The 19,219-nt window shown below is 38.8% G+C and carries 20 protein-coding genes; 8 read left to right on the top strand and 12 right to left on the bottom strand.

Annotated elements, in window-relative coordinates:
- The first annotated feature begins 51 nt into the window (after window positions 1-51).
- The 3 genes from HS960_RS08040 to HS960_RS08030 all read left to right on the top strand — a co-directional run bounded on the left by HS960_RS08040 (window position 52) and on the right by HS960_RS08030 (window position 3,933).
- A complete protein-coding gene (locus HS960_RS08040) occupies window positions 52-822 on the top strand; it encodes a DUF4296 domain-containing protein (protein ID WP_153848495.1) in 771 nt (256 codons plus the stop codon).
- A gap of 21 nt (window positions 823-843) precedes the next feature.
- Complete coding sequence (locus HS960_RS08035; protein ID WP_159726735.1) at window positions 844-3,213, top strand: endonuclease MutS2; 2,370 nt, start codon at window positions 844-846, stop codon at window positions 3,211-3,213.
- Between the two features lie 63 nt (window positions 3,214-3,276).
- Window positions 3,277-3,933, top strand: a complete 657-nt coding sequence (locus tag HS960_RS08030) for an MgtC/SapB family protein (protein WP_159726732.1) — start codon at window positions 3,277-3,279, stop codon at window positions 3,931-3,933.
- A 28-nt stretch (window positions 3,934-3,961) separates the two neighbouring features.
- On the opposite strand, the gene HS960_RS08025 is transcribed toward HS960_RS08030, so the two are convergent.
- The 9 genes from HS960_RS08025 to HS960_RS07985 all read right to left on the bottom strand — a co-directional run bounded on the left by HS960_RS08025 (window position 3,962) and on the right by HS960_RS07985 (window position 12,839).
- Window positions 3,962-4,297, bottom strand: coding sequence for a hypothetical protein (locus HS960_RS08025; RefSeq protein ID WP_227550360.1), 336 nt, complete (start codon window positions 4,295-4,297; stop codon window positions 3,962-3,964).
- A 7-nt stretch (window positions 4,298-4,304) separates the two neighbouring features.
- On the bottom strand, window positions 4,305-4,550 hold the full coding sequence (locus HS960_RS08020; RefSeq protein WP_153848492.1) for a hypothetical protein: 246 nt from the start codon (window positions 4,548-4,550) through the stop codon (window positions 4,305-4,307).
- A 102-nt stretch (window positions 4,551-4,652) separates the two neighbouring features.
- The gene (gene gdhA / locus HS960_RS08015; RefSeq protein ID WP_182332064.1) at window positions 4,653-5,984 is read right to left on the bottom strand and encodes an NADP-specific glutamate dehydrogenase; all 1,332 of its coding nucleotides are present in this window, start codon (window positions 5,982-5,984) and stop codon (window positions 4,653-4,655) included.
- Between the two features lie 488 nt (window positions 5,985-6,472).
- Window positions 6,473-7,717, bottom strand: coding sequence for a sulfate adenylyltransferase subunit 1 (locus HS960_RS08010; protein ID WP_182332062.1), 1,245 nt, complete (start codon window positions 7,715-7,717; stop codon window positions 6,473-6,475).
- A 29-nt stretch (window positions 7,718-7,746) separates the two neighbouring features.
- Complete coding sequence (gene cysD, locus HS960_RS08005; RefSeq protein ID WP_088161554.1) at window positions 7,747-8,637, bottom strand: sulfate adenylyltransferase subunit CysD; 891 nt, start codon at window positions 8,635-8,637, stop codon at window positions 7,747-7,749.
- A 53-nt stretch (window positions 8,638-8,690) separates the two neighbouring features.
- Window positions 8,691-9,392, bottom strand: a complete 702-nt coding sequence (locus tag HS960_RS08000) for a phosphoadenylyl-sulfate reductase (protein ID WP_159726730.1) — start codon at window positions 9,390-9,392, stop codon at window positions 8,691-8,693.
- A complete protein-coding gene (locus HS960_RS07995) occupies window positions 9,382-9,960 on the bottom strand; it encodes a precorrin-2 dehydrogenase/sirohydrochlorin ferrochelatase family protein (protein WP_153848822.1) in 579 nt (192 codons plus the stop codon). Before HS960_RS07995 ends, HS960_RS08000 begins: the two co-directional genes overlap by 11 nt.
- Before the next feature lie 2 nt (window positions 9,961-9,962).
- Window positions 9,963-10,721 carry a uroporphyrinogen-III C-methyltransferase gene (gene cobA, locus HS960_RS07990; RefSeq protein ID WP_182332060.1) on the bottom strand — a complete coding sequence of 253 codons (759 nt, stop codon included), beginning with the start codon at window positions 10,719-10,721 and terminating at the stop codon, window positions 9,963-9,965.
- A gap of 12 nt (window positions 10,722-10,733) precedes the next feature.
- Complete coding sequence (locus tag HS960_RS07985) at window positions 10,734-12,839, bottom strand: HEPN domain-containing protein (RefSeq protein WP_182332058.1); 2,106 nt, start codon at window positions 12,837-12,839, stop codon at window positions 10,734-10,736.
- Window positions 12,840-13,038: 199 nt separating this feature from the next.
- Between HS960_RS07985 and HS960_RS07980 the strand changes: the two genes are divergently transcribed.
- Genes HS960_RS07980 through HS960_RS07960 form a run of 5 tightly spaced genes read left to right on the top strand, consistent with a single transcriptional unit; the run spans window position 13,039 to window position 17,047 of the window.
- Entirely contained in the window at window positions 13,039-13,956 is a 918-nt protein-coding gene (locus HS960_RS07980) for a PstS family phosphate ABC transporter substrate-binding protein (RefSeq protein ID WP_228280248.1), read from the top strand.
- A gap of 1 nt (window position 13,957) precedes the next feature.
- Complete coding sequence (gene pstC / locus HS960_RS07975; RefSeq protein WP_153848818.1) at window positions 13,958-14,854, top strand: phosphate ABC transporter permease subunit PstC; 897 nt, start codon at window positions 13,958-13,960, stop codon at window positions 14,852-14,854.
- The gene (locus HS960_RS07970; RefSeq protein WP_159726724.1) at window positions 14,847-15,698 is read left to right on the top strand and encodes a PstA family ABC transporter permease; all 852 of its coding nucleotides are present in this window, start codon (window positions 14,847-14,849) and stop codon (window positions 15,696-15,698) included. The genes pstC and HS960_RS07970 overlap by 8 nt, the downstream gene beginning before the upstream one ends.
- A complete protein-coding gene (locus HS960_RS07965; protein WP_153848816.1) occupies window positions 15,656-16,465 on the top strand; it encodes a phosphate ABC transporter ATP-binding protein in 810 nt (269 codons plus the stop codon). Before HS960_RS07970 ends, HS960_RS07965 begins: the two co-directional genes overlap by 43 nt.
- 54 nt (window positions 16,466-16,519) lie before the next feature.
- Window positions 16,520-17,047: a hypothetical protein gene (locus HS960_RS07960; protein WP_159726720.1), complete on the top strand. Its 528-nt coding sequence runs from the start codon at window positions 16,520-16,522 to the stop codon at window positions 17,045-17,047.
- A gap of 105 nt (window positions 17,048-17,152) precedes the next feature.
- On the opposite strand, the gene bshB1 is transcribed toward HS960_RS07960, so the two are convergent.
- The 3 genes from bshB1 to HS960_RS07945 all read right to left on the bottom strand — a co-directional run bounded on the left by bshB1 (window position 17,153) and on the right by HS960_RS07945 (window position 19,201).
- Entirely contained in the window at window positions 17,153-17,884 is a 732-nt protein-coding gene (bshB1, locus tag HS960_RS07955) for a bacillithiol biosynthesis deacetylase BshB1 (protein WP_153848814.1), read from the bottom strand.
- A gap of 173 nt (window positions 17,885-18,057) precedes the next feature.
- Window positions 18,058-18,549 (bottom strand): glutathione peroxidase, encoded by a 492-nt coding sequence (locus HS960_RS07950; RefSeq protein WP_153848813.1) that lies wholly within the window; start codon window positions 18,547-18,549, stop codon window positions 18,058-18,060.
- A gap of 19 nt (window positions 18,550-18,568) precedes the next feature.
- Window positions 18,569-19,201, bottom strand: coding sequence for a DUF4294 domain-containing protein (locus tag HS960_RS07945; protein ID WP_153848812.1), 633 nt, complete (start codon window positions 19,199-19,201; stop codon window positions 18,569-18,571).
- Between the last annotated feature and the right edge of the window lie 18 nt (window positions 19,202-19,219).

The raw sequence follows: 19,219 nt of genomic DNA, 5'->3' as shown, positions 1-19,219 counted from the left end.
TAAAAAGTGCCAAATGTCGGTGCTTTTTGTAAATTTGTACAAAACTACGAAATGCTACGATTAATACTGAATCTACTTGCAGTGATTTTTTTATTTGGTTCTTGTGTCGGAACTGGGGGGAAAGATATTATCTCTCAAAGTAAGTTTGTGGATGCATTGACAGAAATTCAGCTGACAGACTCTTATCTTAATATTTTACCCATTGATAGTGCACGTAAAGTGATGTTGCCATTGTATCAAGTGACCTTTGATAAATATGGATTGGATTCGATTTCTTTTCGAAAGAATTTAGACTATTATGGTAAGGATGCTGAAGTGATGTCTGCGATTTATAAAAAAGTGGAGGATAATTTAACGAAGGAGAATAAGATTTACGCAGATATAGAACGTAAAAAACAAGATTCAATTCGAACGCGCGATTCAATACAGAATATGCGTATTCAAGATAGCACCAATCGCGTTATGCGTGCACAGCAGGCTTATCAGGAACGAATTGCAGCCCTTATCCATTATCTGCCAAATAAGACGAAATTCAACTTTAGAGAAGCTTCTTCCTTGTTTAATACAAGCTTTCAGACAAAGACTGGTATAAGCTTGAACGGCTATCTCATGAACCAATTGTCGGTTGGTAATTCAAATTTACCAATTGAATCACCTTCTCCACAGAAAGATACAGCTTCCAAACTGAAAACACCTGGTACTTCAGTCAAGGATACTGTTGTGACACAAAAGCGTGTGGAGCCACAATTACCAACAAATGAATTGGAAAAAAGACCAATTCTTACGCCGCCGCAACATATCAAGCCGCCGACGAAACTTTAACCATCAAAGAATATAATTTCTATGGTATATCCAATAAATGCAATTGATAAACTCGGATTTTCCGAGATAAAAGATAAAATAAAACAAAAATGCTTAAGCGAGTCGGGGCGTGAGCTAGTTGAAAAAATTCAACCTCAAACCCGGTTTGACCAAATCGACCGATTTTTAAGACAGACCAGCGAGTTTAAGGATCTTCTAATGAATGATGGCGCATTTCCAGTTGAAAATTTCTTTCCGCTTAGATCCATTATTGAGAAGGCTCGGGTTGAGGGAGCATTTTTATTCGAGGATGAATTCTTTCGGGTGTTATTATCCCTCAAGACTGTTTACGCGATTATTCGTTATTTTAATGAACGGGAAGGACTCTATCCCAATCTAGAAATATTGTTTGAACATTTACCGATCGAAAAGGGGATTATTCGCGATATCGAAATGGTCATTGATGAACGTGGAAAGCTTAAAAATAATGCTTCCCGATTACTATTGGAAATAACCCAACAGATTCAACGAGCAGAACAGGAGGCACTTAAACGTATCAATAGTATCTTTAAGAGCGCACAGGACAGTGGCTGGACAGCGGACGGGAATCTGACGATACGGGATGGAAGGCTCTGTATTCCTATTCTTGCGGAAAATAAAAGAAAGCTCAAAGGTTTGATTCATGATGAGTCAGCTACGGGACAAACAGCTTATATAGAACCTGAAGAAGTATTTCAGTTAAACAATAAGATTAGGGATTTAGAGTTTGAACGTAGACGTGAGGTCATCCGTATTTTAGTGGAGCTAACGGACAAGGTCCGACCACATATTCCGCTATTGCTTTCCTATCATAGCCTATTGACCAAAGTAGATTTTGTGCGCGCGAAAGCACTTTTTGCCTTGGATATTGAGGCGGAGATGCCCGAGTTATCGAAGGAGGCCGAGATTAATTTGGTCAATGGTCGACACCCGCTTCTATTGCTGAATCAGCATCATACTGTTGTTCCGTTGAATATTCAAATCGATAATATTCAACGCATTATTGTTGTCTCAGGGCCAAATGCGGGAGGGAAATCTGTATGTATGAAAACGGTTGGTCTGTTGCAAATCATGGTGCAATCGGGCTTATTAATACCAGCGGAACCGACAAGTAAAGTCGGTGTTTTTAAGCAAATATTTGCAGATATAGGCGATGATCAATCCATTGAGAGTGATTTAAGTACCTACAGTGCACATCTGTCCAAGATGAAATATTTTACAGAATTTGCAAACGGGCGTACTTTGGTACTGATCGATGAGTTTGGAACAGGTACTGACCCTTTGTTTGGCGGACCTATTGCTGAGGCTGTATTGGAATCACTTAGCAAAAAACAAATTAGGGGAGTTGTGACAACACACTATTCAAATCTTAAAGTATTTGCTAGTAACACGACGGGTTTGGAAAATGCTTCAATGTTATTTGACAATCGCGAAATGAAACCGATGTATATCCTTCAAATTGGCAAGCCAGGAAGCTCTTATGCTTTCGAAATCGCGCAGAAAATAGGATTAAGTAAGGATATTTTGGAATCTGCTAAAAGTAAAATTGGTGTTCAACAGAAGAAGGTAGATACACTATTGATCGATCTTGAACGAGAAAAGAAAGAGGTGTTTGATACAAAAGTTGCTATTAATAAGCGCGAGAAGGAACTGGAGTCAATTAAATCGGAGTATTTGGAATTGCAAAGTTATTTGGAAGAAAATAAGCGCGTGATTTTGAAGAAGGCGAAAGAGGAAGCACAGCAGATTATTAAAAGTTCGAATAAGTTAATCGAAAATACGGTAGCACAGATCAAATCTGCAAAAGCGGACAAAGAGAAAACACGTGAGTTGCGCAGCAATTTGGATCAGGCACTTCAAGCTGTTCTCCCCAAAGAGCAAAAACCAGCAAAGCAAATCGTCAAAGAGAAAATGCCTGAATCCACCGTATTAAATATTGGGGATTGGGTACAGATTATAGATAATGGTGCTGAAGCGCAGATTGTCGAAATTGCAAAGAACAATCTTATTCTTGCCATGGGTGAATTGCGTACTGTTCAAAAGCGAAAGAATGTGCTTAAACTCGAAGGTCGGGAAGGGAAGAAGTCTGCAAAAAGCCTATCAAAATCACTATCTTCTGGTAGTGTAGCTGATTTTAAACCAGAACTTGATTTAAGAGGCATGCGCACAGAAGACGCACTGAATGAATTAGAACGTGTTCTGGATCGGGCTGTCATGATAGGTTATCCATCCTTAAAAATTATTCATGGTAAAGGTGATGGTATTTTGCGCAAATTTATTCGCGACTACCTTCGTAAATATAGCCATGTAAGCCGTTTTGAGGACGAGCATCAGGATCGTGGGGGCGATGGTATAACTTACGCTTATCTATAGCCTAAATTGCATGGAGCTCCGAACATTCGCAGCTCCATGTTTCATCTTTCTGCAAAGTTTAGTATGGAGAATATTATTAACTTTTTGACTAGTGAGCCTCTGTTAAACGCTGTCACTTCAATTTTGTGTGGCAGTTTAATTGGTTTTGAACGTGAGTATAGGAATAAATCTGCTGGATTTCGAACGGTAGTGCTTATTTGTTTCGGTTCGGCGATGTTTACTATTGCCTCCTGTTTGTTTATTGGAAATAGTACGGATCGCGTTGCTGCAAATATTGTGACTGGTATAGGCTTTATTGGCGCAGGTGTGATCTTTAAAGGTAAGCTATCTGTTAGCGGTCTCACAACAGCGGCCGTTATTTGGGCGACAGCTGGTATTGGCATGTTTGCCGGATTGGGGCAATTGGTTTATGCCATTTCCTTTGCTGTCTTTATGGTGGTAATACTCGCACTTTTTCAGCGGATCGAAATTCTTCTGGCTCGTTATTACCTAATCCGTTCTCTACACGTGAAATTTAGTTCCAATGAGTTTTATCACTTACATGAGTTTGAACAGTTGGCATTGGATTTTAAGATTAAAGCTACCAGGCGTATTATTGAAAAGATCAATGGTAAGTTGGAGGTAATGTATGATATTTCTGGCAAAATGAACGATCTAGATCGTTTTAACCAACAATTGGCAGGTTCATTAGTTATAGATGAGTTTTACTATAACAAATAAACAGATCTATAACTAATCTCAGCATAGCTTAGGTCGTTTCTTTACCTCCAAAAGTAATCAAAACCATACCTGAAATAATGACAAACATACCCAATACTTGCTGCCAGCTCAATGGAATTTTAAAATATAGCGCCATCGCTAACTGGACGGTCAAAAATGTACCGCCAGAACATAAGGCAATTACGATAGGTTGAGAGACATTTTTAAATAACTGTACAAGAAACCAACTTGCCGATAAAAGAATAATGTTTCCAATAATTAAAGTTGTCCATTTATACTTTGGATGTATCCCGCCAAGTTTAAACAGGATAGATGAAATAATTTGGCAGGCCCAAAATGCCACAAAATAGATATAGTTCAGCATGGATTTTTTATTCGTATCTACTGTAAGCACTGTTAAAAGATTGGCGCATCGATGCGAATTGATCGATCACACTTTTTAGAAATTCTTCGTCGAGTAAATCAAAGACCCCATTTACACCGCCAATTATATCCATTTCTGCAATTTTATAGGATTGTTCTAAGTTTCCTTGCTCGAATTTAATAATGAATTTTTGATTCATACCAAAAATTGAAATCTTGCAATCGGGATGGGGGAGTTCAGCTATTAATCTCATGTAAATTTCGTGTTTTTTAAAATTAGCATAAAAATATAAAAAAACGCCCAAATGCAATGCATTTGAGCGCTCAGGATTATGATATGATTAGAAAAAGGCGTGTTATACGATACCTTGTGCTTTCATCGCGTTAGCGACTTTTATAAAACCACCAATATTGGCACCTTTCAAATAATTAACGAATCCACTGTCTTGCCCATATTTCAAACAAGTTTCGTGAATGCTTTCCATAATAGTTTTTAAGCGGTTGTCAACTTCTTCTGTACACCATTGTGTACGGATTGAGTTTTGAGACATTTCCAGGCCACTGACAGCAACACCACCAGCATTCGCAGCTTTACCAGGAGCAAAACTGATTTTTGCGTCTAGAAAAACTTTAATAGCTTCTGCAGTAGAAGGCATATTAGCACCTTCAGCTACGCAGATACAACCATTTGCTACAAGCGCTTTAGCATCCGATTCTTCTAATTCATTTTGTGTTGCACATGGTAATGCGATATCACATTTAAATTGCCAAGGCTTTTGACCAGGTAAGAACTGGGCATTCGGATAACGTGCAGGATATTGATCGAGGTTTCTTCCCAAAGTAGCCCCAAATGCCATTTTTTCAGCATCAAAACCATCAGGATCATAAAGTGTACCCAAACTATTTGAAACTGTAATTACTTTGGCGCCAAGTTGAACGGCTTTTTCAACAGCGTAAAAGGCTACGTTGCCAGCACCAGATACTGTCGCTACTTTACCTTGTAAAGATTTTCCTTGATATTTGAATATACAGTCAACAAAATATAGAAGCCCATAACCAGTAGCTTCAGGACGAATATATGATCCACCCCATAATTCACCTTTACCCGTTAGAACCCCTGTAAAATTGTTTTGAAGTCGTTTAAATTGACCAAATAAGAAGCCAATTTCACGTCCACCAACGCCAATATCTCCCGCAGGAACATCTGTATCTGCGCCAATATGACGATAAAGTTCAGTCATAAAGCTTTGACAAAAACGCATAATTTCATTATCTGTTTTACCTTTAGGATCAAAATCAGAGCCCCCTTTACCACCACCAATTGGCAGTCCTGTTAAGCTGTTTTTAAATACTTGCTCAAAAGCGAGGAATTTTAAAATACTTTGGTTAACAGAAGGAGCGAAGCGGAGACCGCCTTTATATGGACCGATTGAACTGTTCATTTGAACTCGATAACCACGATTTACCTGTACCTGGTGGTTATCATCCAACCAAGTTACACGGAAGGATATAATCCGCTCTGGTTCAGTCAGTCTTTCAAGAATCTTTTGGTTGAAAAATTCAGGATGGTTTTCGGTAATATAAGGAAATAAATCCTCGGTAACTTCTTTTACAGCTTGTAAGAATTCTGGTTCATTTGGATTGCGTTTCTCAACGATTGAGATGAACTCGTTAAAATTTTTTGACATGTTTTAATTAGTAAAATTTCCCTTTGGCTGGCACTAATTTATGTATTTTTTAATGAAAAACCAATATTTGTTAATTATTTACAAATATTAATCTGTTTTAATGAAATTTCATATTTTATATTTTTCGTTTAAAATCGATGATTCGTTGGTGAAATGTGTGTGTAGTGATGTATTAACTGTATTTTGTTCGATTTTTGTTATTGAAAAACGAAAATAATTCTATTTTGATAAAATACTTTAAAATGAGGTCTATAATTATAAAATATCTAACATCTAATGCTTTTTACTGATTATTTGGCAAATATTCAGCTTAGTTTTAATCCGGATGCCTACGCCCTCTTTGTACATTATTTGTTTATAATTTATATTATGTTAAATATCTTAAATCGGGACCTGCCCTGTTAGTTAAACTTCGTAAAAAAAGGAACTCAGACAATGTCTGAGTTCCTTGAAAAATATTTAGGTTGAATATTTACGTTTAAAAAATATTAATCGACAGCTTGAATCATTAAAGCTCCAACGGTTAGATTTGTCCGTGGATCAATAACAATGGCTTGAGAATTTGCAGCATTTTCCTGCTGCAAATCAAATACTAGATTCTCAGCGGATTTAATGGCTATTCGACCAATATCATTGAGTTTGATCGGGTCGCTATATATTTTTTCCTGTGTATTGATATCAAATTTATACAACACATCTACTATCTTAACTTTGGTTAATTTACTGTGGCTTTGGACAAGATAAACTTGTTCTGTATCCAAAGGTTTATTGTCGAACCAACATAAATTTGCTTGAATATTACGCTCAAACTTCGGTGGATGTTCTACACTCGCAATGGTATCGCCACGACTAGTATCAACATCATCACTGAGGTGTACAATGACAGATTGTCCGTTTTCAGCCCGTTGAAGTTGTTGTCCGTTTAATTCAATCGCTTGAATTGTGCTATATGTTTCTGCTGGATAAACAATGACCTGGTCACCAACCGTTAAGCCCTCTCCTAGTACGCGGCCTGCATAACCTCTATAATCGTGCAAATCTTCTGTTTGTGGTCTTACAACCCATTGGACGGGAAACCGCCAACTGGCTGCTTCCTGTTCGTGAATTTCTACATTTTCCAGGTAATCCAATAAAGATTCGCCTGCATACCAGCTCATTCTTTCGGACTTATGGACAATATTGTCTCCTTTTAAGGCTGAAACAGGTATGAAATCAATATCCTTAAGTCCGAGATTAGTTGCTAAAGTTAAATAATCGGCTTTGATCTGTTCGAAAACAGAAGCGCTATAATCGACCATATCCATCTTGTTAATGCAGACCAAAACTTGTTTCATGGCCAATAATTTAGCAATGAAAGAATGGCGTTTTGTTTGCTCTATTACGCCTTTTCTAGCGTCAACCAAAATGATTATAAGATCGGAATTGGAAGCGCCAGTTACCATGTTTCTGGTGTATTGGATATGTCCTGGAGCATCGGCTATAATATATTTTCGCTGTTCAGTCTGGAAATATTTATATGCTACATCGATTGTTATCCCTTGTTCGCGTTCAGCTTTAAGTCCATCAGTCAATATGGCCAAGTCTACTGTCCCGTCGTCATTTTTCCGGTTGGCACGTTGTATAGCTTCCAATTGGTCATCCAAAATGGAGTTTGTGTCGTATAGTAATCGGCCAATCAAGGTACTTTTACCATCATCTACAGAACCGGCCGTTATAAATTTCAATATATTCATTGTTGTCAATATCAGGTGTTTGATTTGAATTAAAAGTATCCTTGTTTTTTACGTTCTTCCATAGCTGCTTCAGATACTTTGTCGTCCATTCTGGCACCACGTTCACTTACCGTTGAGGCCTTGATTTCAGCGATAATATCATCTAGCTCAGTTGCCGTTGAATCTACCGCTGCTGTACAAGTCATGTCACCCACAGTTCTGAAACGTACAGATTTACGTTCTATATTATCCTCTGCATCGATATTTAAGAATGAGGCGGCAGCCATCAATTGCCCATTGCGGGTAATAACCTCCCGTTCATGGCTGAAATAGATAGATGGCAATGCGATCTGTTCGCGTTTAATATAATTCCAAACATCGAGCTCGGTCCAATTTGAAATGGGAAACACGCGGACATTTTCACCCTTATTTATTTTGCCATTAAAGATGCTCCAAAGCTCAGGTCTTTGGCGTTTGGGATCCCATTGTCCAAATTCGTCACGCACTGAGAAGATTCTTTCCTTGGCACGGGCTTTTTCTTCGTCCCTACGTGCGCCACCGATACAAGCGTCAAAACCATGTTTTGAGATTGTATCGAGTAAGGTAACTGTCTGCAAGGCATTTCGACTTGCATTTTTTCCCTTTTGTTCAACAACTTTCCCTTGATCAATGCTGTCTTGAACATAACCAACAATAAGTTTTTCTCCTATATCTTCAATCAGAGAATCCCTGAAAGTGATTGTTTCGGGAAAATTGTGACCAGTGTCAATGTGAACTAATGGGAAAGGAAATTTACCCGGTCTAAATGCTTTTTTTGCCAAGTGAACAAGTGTAATCGAGTCCTTACCACCAGAGAATAATAGCGCTGGTTTTTCAAATTGTCCGGCTACCTCTCTTAAAATATATATTGCTTCCGCTTCTAAATGATCTAAATAGTCCATTCTCTGAAATAATAAAATTTGATTTAATGAATTTGGGTTTCTGCTTCGCTATTTTATGATTTAACACCGTGCAAACCACATTCTTTTTTACTTTGATCTTCCCACCACCATCTACCAGCGCGGAAGTCCTCTCCTTCTTGTACCGCTCTTGTACAAGGTTGACAACCGATACTTGGGAAACCCTTGTCGTGCAGCACATTGTAAGGGATATATTGTTCTTTACAATATTTTTTTACTTCCTCAAAAGTCCAGTCAAATAAAGGATGGATTTTGATGATTTGGTTTGCTTCATCGTATTCGATAAAGTCCATATCGTGGCGATTGATGGATTGATCTGATCGGATGCCCGTTATCCAAATTTTTTTTCCTTTAATCGCACGTTGTAAAGGTTCAATTTTCCTTATCCTACAACATTCCTTTCGATTCTCAACCGACTCATAGAAGGAGTTTGGGCCTTTTCTGCTGATAAAATCTTCCAACAATGTTGTATCAGCAGTATAGGTTTTGATGTGCAAATGATAGCGCTCCAAGGTACGGTTCCACAGGGAATAGGTTTCTTTGAACAGTCGTCCAGTATCCAGCGTGAATATTTCGATATTGATATTATTTTTACCGACCCATTCCGTGATTACTTGATCTTCAATACCGAAAGAGGTCGAAAAAACTACCTCATTAGGAAATAAGGAGGCTATTGTTTGTAAGAGCTCCACTCCTTTTTTTTTGCCAATAATTTCTTTAATTTCCTTAACGTTCATAACGTAATATATTTTTGGTATGCTCGTTCAACTGCTTTACTTTGTATTCGAAATCTCCTCTAAGCTGCTCTCGATAAGTACTCATGAGCGACAGTGTTTCGTCAATTTCCTCCGGTAGCAGGTCATTTAATAGTTCCTTCACCCTTTTGGCAATCGTTGGTGATTTACCATTGGTGGAAATGGCTATTTTCAGGTTGCCTTTTTTTACAATGGATCCGAGATAGAAGTCGCATAATTCGGGTTTGTCCGCGGCATTAAATAGTATGTTATTTTGCCTTGTTAAATTACGCAACTGCTCGTTAAGCTCAATGTTATTGGTTGCCGCAATGACAAGTTGTTTGTCCGTAAGGTCATCTGGTGCAAAAGGACGAATGTTGAGCTGAATTTGTGCGTAATTTTGCAATAGTTCCTCAAATTCTGGGATGATTTCCCTAGTCACAATGGTCAGTTTTAAGCTTTCATCATTGGATATTAAAGCCTGAAATTTTTCCAATGCAACTTTCCCGCCTCCAACAAGTAAGGTGTCAATTTGATTTAGTTTGACGAATATTGGAAATAGCTGGTTCATATCTATAAAGCTAAAGCTTTTTCTTTAATGTGTTGGAATGAACGATGCTTAGCAACGACCTCGCCGATTACAATAATCGCCGGTACGCCGACCCTTTTCTCTGTTGATTCGTCAAGAATATTATCGATAGTACCCATTACAACCTTTTCATTAGGCAATGAACCATTTTGAATTAAGGTTATTGGTAAATTGTGCAGATTTCTTTGACGGTAAATTTCCACGATCTCTGCCAATTTTCCATAGCCCATCAAGACAACGACAGTGGCCTTGGATTCTGCCGCCAGATAAAGATCTGTTGACAGTGAGCCGTCCGATTTGGAACCTGTAATGACCCAAAAGCTCTCACTGATTCCCCGGTAAGTTAATGGAAGTTGTTGTAGTCCGGTAAGCCCAATTGCGGAGGAAATACCCGGCACAACTGCCGTTTCAATACCATATTGTTGTACGTAATCAATTTCTTCTCCACCACGGCCAAAAACAAATGGATCACCACCTTTTAGACGGACAACATGGCCATAGTTTAAGGCATAATCCACCAAAAGGCGATTAATTTCATCCTGTGAAGTAGAGAGTTGTTCTGCTCGTTTTCCAACGTATATCTTGATGCATTCAGCCTGTGCGTAATCCAGTAATTCTTCATTCACCAAGGCATCGTATAAAATGACATCTGCTTTTTCTATTGCTTTGATGCCCTTTAGGCTGATCAGATCCGGGTCACCCGGACCTGCTCCGACTAATGTTACTTTTGCTTTTATTGACATACCTATTCCCTCCTATACCAATACTGGTTTTAAATTTTTACGTTGATAGACTCCATTGATAAACTTCGTTGCTTCCTGAAGGTAGTTGATTGCAAAATGCTCCGTTGGTTCATTTTTACTAATCTGTAAGACTAATTCCGGAAACGTTTTGTCAAAATTATATTCACCTGTTTCCACGAAATGTGTTTGGAATTCGTTTATTACGATATTTTGTGTGCTTGCGCTAACTCCCTTATCCAATAATAGGGCTTTTGCTGCTTGTACAAAGGCATTATAGGCATGATAAATTGCATCCGAGAATTTGGATTCTTGAAATGTTTCATTTGCCCATTGCAACTTTTCTTCCGCCTCATAGATCAATGTGGCAACCAAGTCAATAACGACACCCGCACACTCGCCAACCCCGATTGCCGTTTGGAAAGTTCCTTCATGCCCCCAGTCGACAAATTCGTCTTCAGCGAGATTGGTCAGATCCGATAGCGGTTTTAAAAGATTATAAAAGTAATTCTTACTTTGTCTGTCGTAGTAAGCATGGAAATTTTCATTTGCTTCCGCATTTTTTTTATAATCATTTAGCACCCATTCTACAACATGTAAGACTCTTTTTGTTGGTACTTTGATAATACGCTCTGCAACACGCCCTTCACCATTGCCAATTGTTCCACCGCCAAGCATAACTTGTGCTGCAGGAACCACTTTGCCTTCCGCTTTGACTGAACTACCATGAAAGCCAATATGTGCCAGACCATGTTGGCCGCAAGAATTCATACAGCCCGAAATTTTGATTTTTAAATCACGATTAAAGACAAAATCTTGATGAAATTCAGCGATATAAGATTCAATAACCCGGGCCATTTCGGTACTGTTTGAGATGCCTAGATTACAGGTGTCCGTACCAGGGCAAGTTGTTACATCTGCTGTACTATCAAAACCGACCTGAGCTAGATCCAAAGATTTAAGTAATTGATAAATATGTGGCAGTGACTTTTCTGTTGCGTATTTTAGCAGTAAGCTTTGGTTTTGCGTGATACGGATATCGTCAGCGACCAAATTGTTCAGACCAGCAACCAACGCACGTGCTTTATCTGTACCAATATCACCCGTGGATACCCGTACATAGACACCATAATATCCGTCTTGTTTTTGTCCGAATGTATTGGTGCCCTTCCAGACCTGATAGTTTAGGTCGCTATCTAGATCAATAGCTGATAACTGGCTGTCGTCTGGTGGTAATGGCTGTTCGATTTTGGTTCGGTCGATCGGATAGCTTTTCACCTTCGTCGCAATTTTTTCGGCTTCAATTAAATTTAGCACTTCTTCTAACCCTAATTTCTGAATAAGGTATTTGAATCGAGCTTTATTGCGGTTATTTCTTTCGCCATAACGATCAAAGACACGAAGTGTAGCTTCTATATAGGGGATCAGTTCATCCTCTGGTAGAAACTCGCTTGTTACTGATGCTAAGAAAGGCTGAGATCCCAATCCCCCACCCAATAGCACTTTAAAACCCCTAGTTTCCACACCATTGACAACTTTTATTTTTGGAATAAAACCAAGGTCATGAATATAGGAAAACGCCGTGTCTTCATCACTGGCGGAAAATGACATTTTGAATTTTCGTCCCATTTCCGCACATACTGGATTACGTAAAAAATATTCAAAGGTAGCCTGAGCATATGGCGAAACATCAAAAGGTTCCTTTGGATCGATTCCTGAACTTGGAGAAGCGGTGACATTACGGACTGTATTCCCACAAGCTTCACGTAATGTAATATCGTCTTCTGCCAATTTGGACCAAAGTTCCGGTGTACGGTCAAGGCTAACGTAATGAATCTGTATATCTTGACGTGTGGTCAGGTGCAGGTTGCGGCTTGCGTATTCGTCTGATATCGCTGCAATTTTGTTCAATTGCTTAAACGTAACCTTTCCAAATGGAAGTTTTATACGAACCATTTGAACTCCAGGTTGTCTTTGTCCATATACCCCCCTAGCCAAACGCAACGATCTAAATTTCTCGTCGGCAATTTTGCCCTCATGGAACAATCGAATCTTTTTTTCAAGTTCGATAATTTCCTTTTCCACGATTGGGTTTTCTAATTCTGTGCGGAAGCTTTGCATATAACAAATAAAATCTATTGATTTAGTATTCTTTTCTCAGGGTCAAATGTAAAAATATTTTTTTAATATTCTATAATATCTACCAAATTAATATATATTTGCCCTATAAAATTTAATATACAAAACCTGTAGACTTTTAGGTGTAATGATAAGAAAGTGTTTTATAGTTCTGATTTTAAGCTATGTAATCGTATTTAAAATGACTTCCTGTGCGCCGAAAGTTAAAAATGGTTACAGCAAGGAACATGGTTTTGAAGGTAATATTTCTTTGTCCGGTGCATTTGCCCTTTATCCTTTGGCACTGGTTTGGAGTGAAGATTTTAAAAAAATACACCCCAATGTTCGCTTCAATATTTCAGCTGGAGGTGCTGGAAAAGGAATTGCAGATGTTCTTACAGGGATGGTTGATATTGGGATGGTATCTAGAGATCTACATGAGCAGGAAATAAAAAAAGGGGCTGTTCCAATTATTGTTGCAAAAGACGCCGTTATCTGTACGATCAATCCTGACAACCCTAATTATCCTACTATTTTGAAGCGTGGTTTGAGTCGCGAAGAATTGCTGAATATTTTTGTGAATCGAAAGTTTAAGACCTGGAAAGAAATTGATTCTCAGTTTACGGCGGATCCTATCAACGTGTATGTGCGTTCGGATGCTGCTGGAGCAGCTGAAACATGGGCCAAATTTTTTGGTCATAAGCAGGAAGATCTGCAAGGTATTGGCATTTTTGGTGATCCCGGGATTGCCCAAGCTATTAAGGATGATATCAATGGGATTGGATTCAATAACATTAATTACGTTTATAATCTAAAAACTAACAAGGTCTTTGACCGTATTGCTGTTGTTCCTTTGGATCTGAATAAAAATGGACATGTTGAAGATAATGAGCAGTTTTATGGTACACTATCTAATTTGACAGAGGCCGTTGCTACAGGGAAATACCCTGCTCCACCTTCAAGAGAGTTAACCTTTGTAACGCGTAATAAGACCGAATCCCTTCTGTTGAAGGAGTTTATTTCTTTTGTGCTCCAGAAACAGGCGCAATCGCAGCTCCTTGAAAATGGTTATGTCCCACTAAATGAAACACTGATAAAAGAAGAACTTAATAAGTTATAGCATGCTAAATACTCGTCTCGTTAAAGATATATTGGTCAAGCGATCCACTTTGCTCCTCTTACTGATTTCACTTTCAGTTGTGGTGATTATTGCGGTTGGTTTAACCATAAAATCGATTCCGTTATTTGAATACAGTAATATCTTTCAACTGTTAACCGATAAGGTTTGGTCACCAATGAAAGGGTCGTTTGGCTTTTTGCCTTTTATTGCAGGCACGCTTGCCGTTACCTTGATTTCTCTTATTATTGCGATTCCACTTTGTATACTGACTGCTGTTTACTTAACTGAATATGCTTCGGATGCTTTAAAGAATATGATGCTTCCTTTGGTCAATATCTTGGCTGCAATACCACCTGTACTTTATGGAGTCTGGGGTGTCTTGTTTATTGTACCCTTGATTCAGTTGTATATAGCGCCGATCTTTGGTGTTGTAACCTCTGGATATTCTGTGCTTGCTGGCGGTATTGTATTAGCGGTGATGATCTTTCCCATCATGATCTCCATCATGGTTGAGGTACTTCAGACCATTCCCTATGACTTAAAGGCGGCCTCGCTATCTTTAGGTGCGACAAAATGGGATACCATCAAACATGTTATTCTGAAAAAAGCTAGGCCGGGTATTGTTGCTGCCATTGTTTTGTCAACATCTAGAGCCTTTGGTGAAACAATAGCGGTATTGATGGTCTGTGGCAATGTTGCAAAGGTGCCGACTTCGGTATTTGATGCGGGATATCCAATTCCAGCATTAATAGCCAATAATTTTGGGGAAATGATGTCAATTCCGCTTTATGAATCTGCATTAATGTTCTCAGCGTTGCTGCTGTTCGTGATCATATTTGTTTTTAATTTAATATCTCGTCTTATATTGAGACGACTGGAAGGAGCTCAGCATGGATAATACGAAAAGACGGCTATTGAGTGAAAAGGTAGCCAAAGGTTTTATGCATCTCTCTGGGATAACTGTCACTGCTTCCCTATTTTTTATCGTAGGAACTATCTTGTATAAGGGGCTTCCTTATCTCAGTTGGGCGATGGTTAGTCAGTTGCCAAAAGGTGGATTTTATATTGGAAAGGAAGGTGGGATTTTGAATGCGATTTTGGGTTCTCTTTATTTAGCAGGTGTGGCAACAGCCCTGTCTGCAATTATAGGAATTCCGATTTCGTTGTACCTTAATGTTTATTTGGGAGCGAAATCAAAAGTGACTCAACTTTCTAAATTGTTGTTTGATGTATTGTATGGTGTTCCTTCTATTGTTTATGGGGCTGTTGGTTTTGGAATTATGGTTTATTTAGGTATTCGAGCATCGCTATTGGGGGGTATCATTACAGTGACACTGCTAACGATTCCAATTGTGGTTCGTACTGTGGACGAATTGATCAAAACCATTCCTGAAGACCTAAAGAATGTTACTCTTTCCCTAGGGACAACACGCTGGGAATTGGCTAAGGTCATGCTAAGGAGTGTCCGAACAGGGCTTCTTACTGCAATTTTGTTGGCTTTTGGGCGTGCTATTGGTGATGTTGCAGGCGTTTTATTGACAACAGGTTTTAGTGATAATCTTCCAAAATATATTGATGAACCGGCAGCAACGTTGCCATTGGCCATATTTTTTCAGTTAAGTAGTCCTATTCCTGAAGTTCAGGGGCGCGCTTATGCTTCAGCTTTAGTTTTAACAATCATTATTTTAATTATTGTAGTATGCACTCATATCCTTCAATCGAAACAAAAAAATCGTCGATAACAAATCCCTTGATCAATCCACATATTGAAATCAAGGATCTTAACGTTTATATTGACGGGCGACATATACTCAAAAATATCAACCTCGCGCTACCAAACAATAGTGTCACATCTATTATTGGTCCTTCAGGTTGTGGGAAAACAACGCTTTTGAAGACGCTTAATAGATTGGTAGACGATACTAAAGGTGTTGAAATAACGGGTTCGGTTCTCGTTAATGGTGAGGATATTTATGGTAGAAATGCTGAAGTAACGCATATTCGTAAGAAAATGGGACTTTTGTCCCAAAAACCTTATCCGCTACCAATGTCGATCTATGACAATGTGGCTTATGGTCCTCGTATACATGGTACTCGAAGCAAAAAGGAGTTGGACATAATTGTGGAAACACAATTGCGAAATGTGGCTCTATGGGACGAAGTCAAGGATCGCCTCGGACATTCGGCTAGCGGATTGTCCATTGGTCAGCAACAAAGGCTTTGTCTTGCAAGAGGTTTGGCTGTAGAACCTGAGATTATCCTTGGGGATGAATCGACATCTGCATTAGATCCACTTTCTACTGCTAAAATTGAGGAATTATTAATTGAATTGAAGAAAGATTATACCATTGTATTGGTGACGCACATCTTGCGACAGGCAAGACGCGTGTCTGATTATGTCCTTTTTGTTTACGGGGGCGAGATCCTTGAGTTTGGCCCAACAGAGCAGGTTCTGTTAAATCCTCAAAATGAAATAACAAAACAATATGTAAAAGGGTTTATTTCCTAGGTGTAGCAAATGTGCAGGCGGGATCGTTCTAATTAAGATTTAAATAACTTAATTATGAAAAGTAGCTGTTTTATTGCCATACCATTGGTCCTGTCAAGTTTTTTTATTTCCTGTAGTAAAGATGTCGCTTATTCTTCTGAATTTGATAAGAGTTATGAAGCTTATCAAAAATATAAAAAGGAGAATGCAAATTCTTATCAATATACTGTTACCAGCTCTTCCTGGACAGGAAGTAATAGTACGACCACAATAACAGTTTTTAACGGTCAGGTAGAACATAGATCATATGAAGCCAAAACACACCTCGAAGATGGCAAAGTGCAGACTTATGCTAAATGGACCGAAAACAAGACTGAATTAAATACGCACGACGAAGGCTATGAAGCTTCTACGCTGGATCAAGTTTATGAGAGAGCAAAGAAGGATTGGCTGATAAAAAGAAAAGACTCAAAGATCTATTTTGAAGCCAAAAACAATGGTCTAATTTCTTCTGCGGGCTATGTTCCCGATAATTGTCAAGACGATTGCTTTGTTGGGATAAACATCAGTAAAATCAGCATGCCACCGATATCGTTTCCATAAAATCAGTTTATAAACCTCGTTTAAGGAATTATGCGGGACCATTCTAGTTAAAATATGAATAATCCCGCATTTTATTTTACCATAGTATCAGATAGATTCTACTTCCTACTTCAGATGAAATAAATCATCAACGCCAAGTATCTTCTTGGAAGTAAATCCTTCGGCATATTTCGCTTGAATGTACCGTCCAAATTCTCGCGCTCTAGCAGCAGTCGATTCCATGAAATCCGGATTAGAAATATACGTCTGTGGTTCATCCGGATTTACATTTTCTCCGGTATAGAATTGAGTTTTGTAAGCTAGTACAGATTTTTCTTTAATGTGATAATAATCTGTTATATCAATGACAACATCAGGTTTGATATAATAGTCTTGTACAAATTGCAGTACCAATCGAGGGCGGTAGGCCTCCTGAGGAATATTGTCCTGATCAAAAGTTTCCACTTTTCTCAAGCCAGCAAGAAAGCAGGCTTCGTTGACCATCTGTCCCGCTCTTCCATGGTCTGGGTGGCGATCAGTAATGGCATTTGTAATGATAATATCCGGTTGGTATTTGCGGACGGCCCTTATTACAGCCATTTTTTCTTTTTCAGCATTTTCAAAGAAACCATCTCTTAGGCCAAGATTTTCTCTAACGGCCAGCCCTAATATTTCGGCAGCATCTTTTGCTTCTTGTGCTCTAGTCTCCGCTGTGCCACGCGTGCCGAGCTCACCTTGGGTTAAATCAACAATTCCTACCTTTTTTCCTTCTGCAACATATTTTGCCATCACACCTCCTGCGCCTAGCTCAGCGTCATCTGGATGTACAGCAATGATAAGTAGATCTAATTTTAACATATAATATTTCTCTCTTTTAATTGGCTTCCCTTTTTATGACAAATCATTCCAATTGACCGATGGATAGTTTTGGCGAAAAACCTTTACTAATCCCGTGTGGTTATTGATCCCAAGTCCATATACGACTCGGCCTGTGCTGTGGGGAACTGCGGCAAATGTAAGCAGTTTATGGGTTACTCTTGTAAAAGACGCTCAATATTGCGACAAATTTTACTTGATAATGGCGAAGTAGTCGGATAATAGAAATCAATGACCTCTCCTTTTTTGTTTACCAGATATTTGTGGAAATTCCAGGAAGGTTTACTGTTAATATGTCCATTTTGATCTTTGCTCGAAAGAAAACTGTATAAAGGTGTTGTGTATTCGCCGATAACATGGCTACGCTTAAAAATAGGAAAACTCACCTGTTGATTGATCCGGCAGAATGTCTCTAGCGTACTACCGGTTAACGGTTCCTGGTTACGAAAATTATTTGCTGGAAATGCCAGAATTTCGAAACCTTGGTCTTTATATTTTTGGTAAAGTTTTTCGAGCGATTTAAATTGTCTGGTAAAGAGACATTGGCTGGCAGTATTGACAATGAGTAAAACTTTACCTTCAAAATCAGCGAGGGATTTTTTTTTACCGTTAAACTGAAGTGCGTCAAAGTCGTATACTGTTTTCATCTGGTTTTGGTTTGATTGGTCACATAACAGGTTGAGGTCTCGACTTCTCGAATTCCCTAATGATATTTTCAATGGCAAAGTCTTCTTTTGGGTCATAAGTTGACTTTAGGTTGTGACCGAATATTTTCGCGACTCCCTGATAGAAAAAAGCGGAAATCCCACCCTTCATTTCCTTTACCATTTCATAACCGGTATGTCCCGTATAACGATCGATCAATTTAATGAGTATTTTGCCTTGTGAAATAGTCATATTTTTGATTTCTCGGTCAAACATCTGTTTTACGTCACTTTCACATTTTTCAACCAATGCTTTATGTTCCTTTTTGTCCGAAGTTAGCGCGAGATCTCTGTCTAGCTGATCATATCTTTTTTGCGCATATATAGCATAAGGAAGAACCTTTAGGACATTTCTTCTAAAGCGGAGATATTCTCTTCGTGCTTCTTCACTTGACCAGGTTCTTTTGGCTACAACAGTGACCTCTGGAATCGGAAACCAAGGTAGCACCTCTCCGCTTGTCAAGGTTGTTGTCATATAGCTGTTTACGATCTCCTGCGCCCCCTCTCCATACAAAGGAAGAGTGAGTGATTGAGACTGTGCCCATACGGACAAAGTCCTTGTGAGGAAAAGCAAACAAAATAATATTGTCTTCATTTGGGCAATTATATAACG

This window comes from Sphingobacterium paramultivorum, from assembly GCF_014109745.1.
Classification (GTDB): domain Bacteria; phylum Bacteroidota; class Bacteroidia; order Sphingobacteriales; family Sphingobacteriaceae; genus Sphingobacterium; species Sphingobacterium paramultivorum.
This window is presented reverse-complemented; position numbering and strand designations above follow the sequence as displayed.

What these genes read in the sequence shown, in the direction of transcription:
- HS960_RS07950 (WP_153848813.1), bottom strand. Translation starts at nt 18,549, where the DNA reads ATGAAAACAGTATACGACTTTGACGCACTTCAGTTTAACGGTAAAAAA.
- cobA (WP_182332060.1), bottom strand. Translation starts at nt 10,721, where the DNA reads ATGTCAATAAAAGCAAAAGTAACATTAGTCGGAGCAGGTCCGGGTGAC.
- HS960_RS07960 (WP_159726720.1), top strand. Translation starts at nt 16,520, where the DNA reads ATGAAAAGTAGCTGTTTTATTGCCATACCATTGGTCCTGTCAAGTTTT.
- HS960_RS08020 (WP_153848492.1), bottom strand. Translation starts at nt 4,550, where the DNA reads ATGAGATTAATAGCTGAACTCCCCCATCCCGATTGCAAGATTTCAATT.
- HS960_RS07970 (WP_159726724.1), top strand. Translation starts at nt 14,847, where the DNA reads ATGGATAATACGAAAAGACGGCTATTGAGTGAAAAGGTAGCCAAAGGT.
- pstC (WP_153848818.1), top strand. Translation starts at nt 13,958, where the DNA reads ATGCTAAATACTCGTCTCGTTAAAGATATATTGGTCAAGCGATCCACT.
- HS960_RS08035 (WP_159726735.1), top strand. Translation starts at nt 844, where the DNA reads ATGGTATATCCAATAAATGCAATTGATAAACTCGGATTTTCCGAGATA.
- bshB1 (WP_153848814.1), bottom strand. Translation starts at nt 17,884, where the DNA reads ATGTTAAAATTAGATCTACTTATCATTGCTGTACATCCAGATGACGCT.
- HS960_RS07985 (WP_182332058.1), bottom strand. Translation starts at nt 12,839, where the DNA reads ATGCAAAGCTTCCGCACAGAATTAGAAAACCCAATCGTGGAAAAGGAA.
- HS960_RS08025 (WP_227550360.1), bottom strand. Translation starts at nt 4,297, where the DNA reads ATGCTGAACTATATCTATTTTGTGGCATTTTGGGCCTGCCAAATTATT.
- HS960_RS07995 (WP_153848822.1), bottom strand. Translation starts at nt 9,960, where the DNA reads ATGAACCAGCTATTTCCAATATTCGTCAAACTAAATCAAATTGACACC.
- HS960_RS08040 (WP_153848495.1), top strand. Translation starts at nt 52, where the DNA reads ATGCTACGATTAATACTGAATCTACTTGCAGTGATTTTTTTATTTGGT.
- HS960_RS07980 (WP_228280248.1), top strand. Translation starts at nt 13,039, where the DNA reads ATGACTTCCTGTGCGCCGAAAGTTAAAAATGGTTACAGCAAGGAACAT.
- HS960_RS08000 (WP_159726730.1), bottom strand. Translation starts at nt 9,392, where the DNA reads ATGAACGTTAAGGAAATTAAAGAAATTATTGGCAAAAAAAAAGGAGTG.
- HS960_RS07965 (WP_153848816.1), top strand. Translation starts at nt 15,656, where the DNA reads ATGCACTCATATCCTTCAATCGAAACAAAAAAATCGTCGATAACAAAT.
- HS960_RS08010 (WP_182332062.1), bottom strand. Translation starts at nt 7,717, where the DNA reads ATGAATATATTGAAATTTATAACGGCCGGTTCTGTAGATGATGGTAAA.
- cysD (WP_088161554.1), bottom strand. Translation starts at nt 8,637, where the DNA reads ATGGACTATTTAGATCATTTAGAAGCGGAAGCAATATATATTTTAAGA.
- HS960_RS07945 (WP_153848812.1), bottom strand. Translation starts at nt 19,201, where the DNA reads ATGAAGACAATATTATTTTGTTTGCTTTTCCTCACAAGGACTTTGTCC.
- HS960_RS08030 (WP_159726732.1), top strand. Translation starts at nt 3,277, where the DNA reads ATGGAGAATATTATTAACTTTTTGACTAGTGAGCCTCTGTTAAACGCT.
- gdhA (WP_182332064.1), bottom strand. Translation starts at nt 5,984, where the DNA reads ATGTCAAAAAATTTTAACGAGTTCATCTCAATCGTTGAGAAACGCAAT.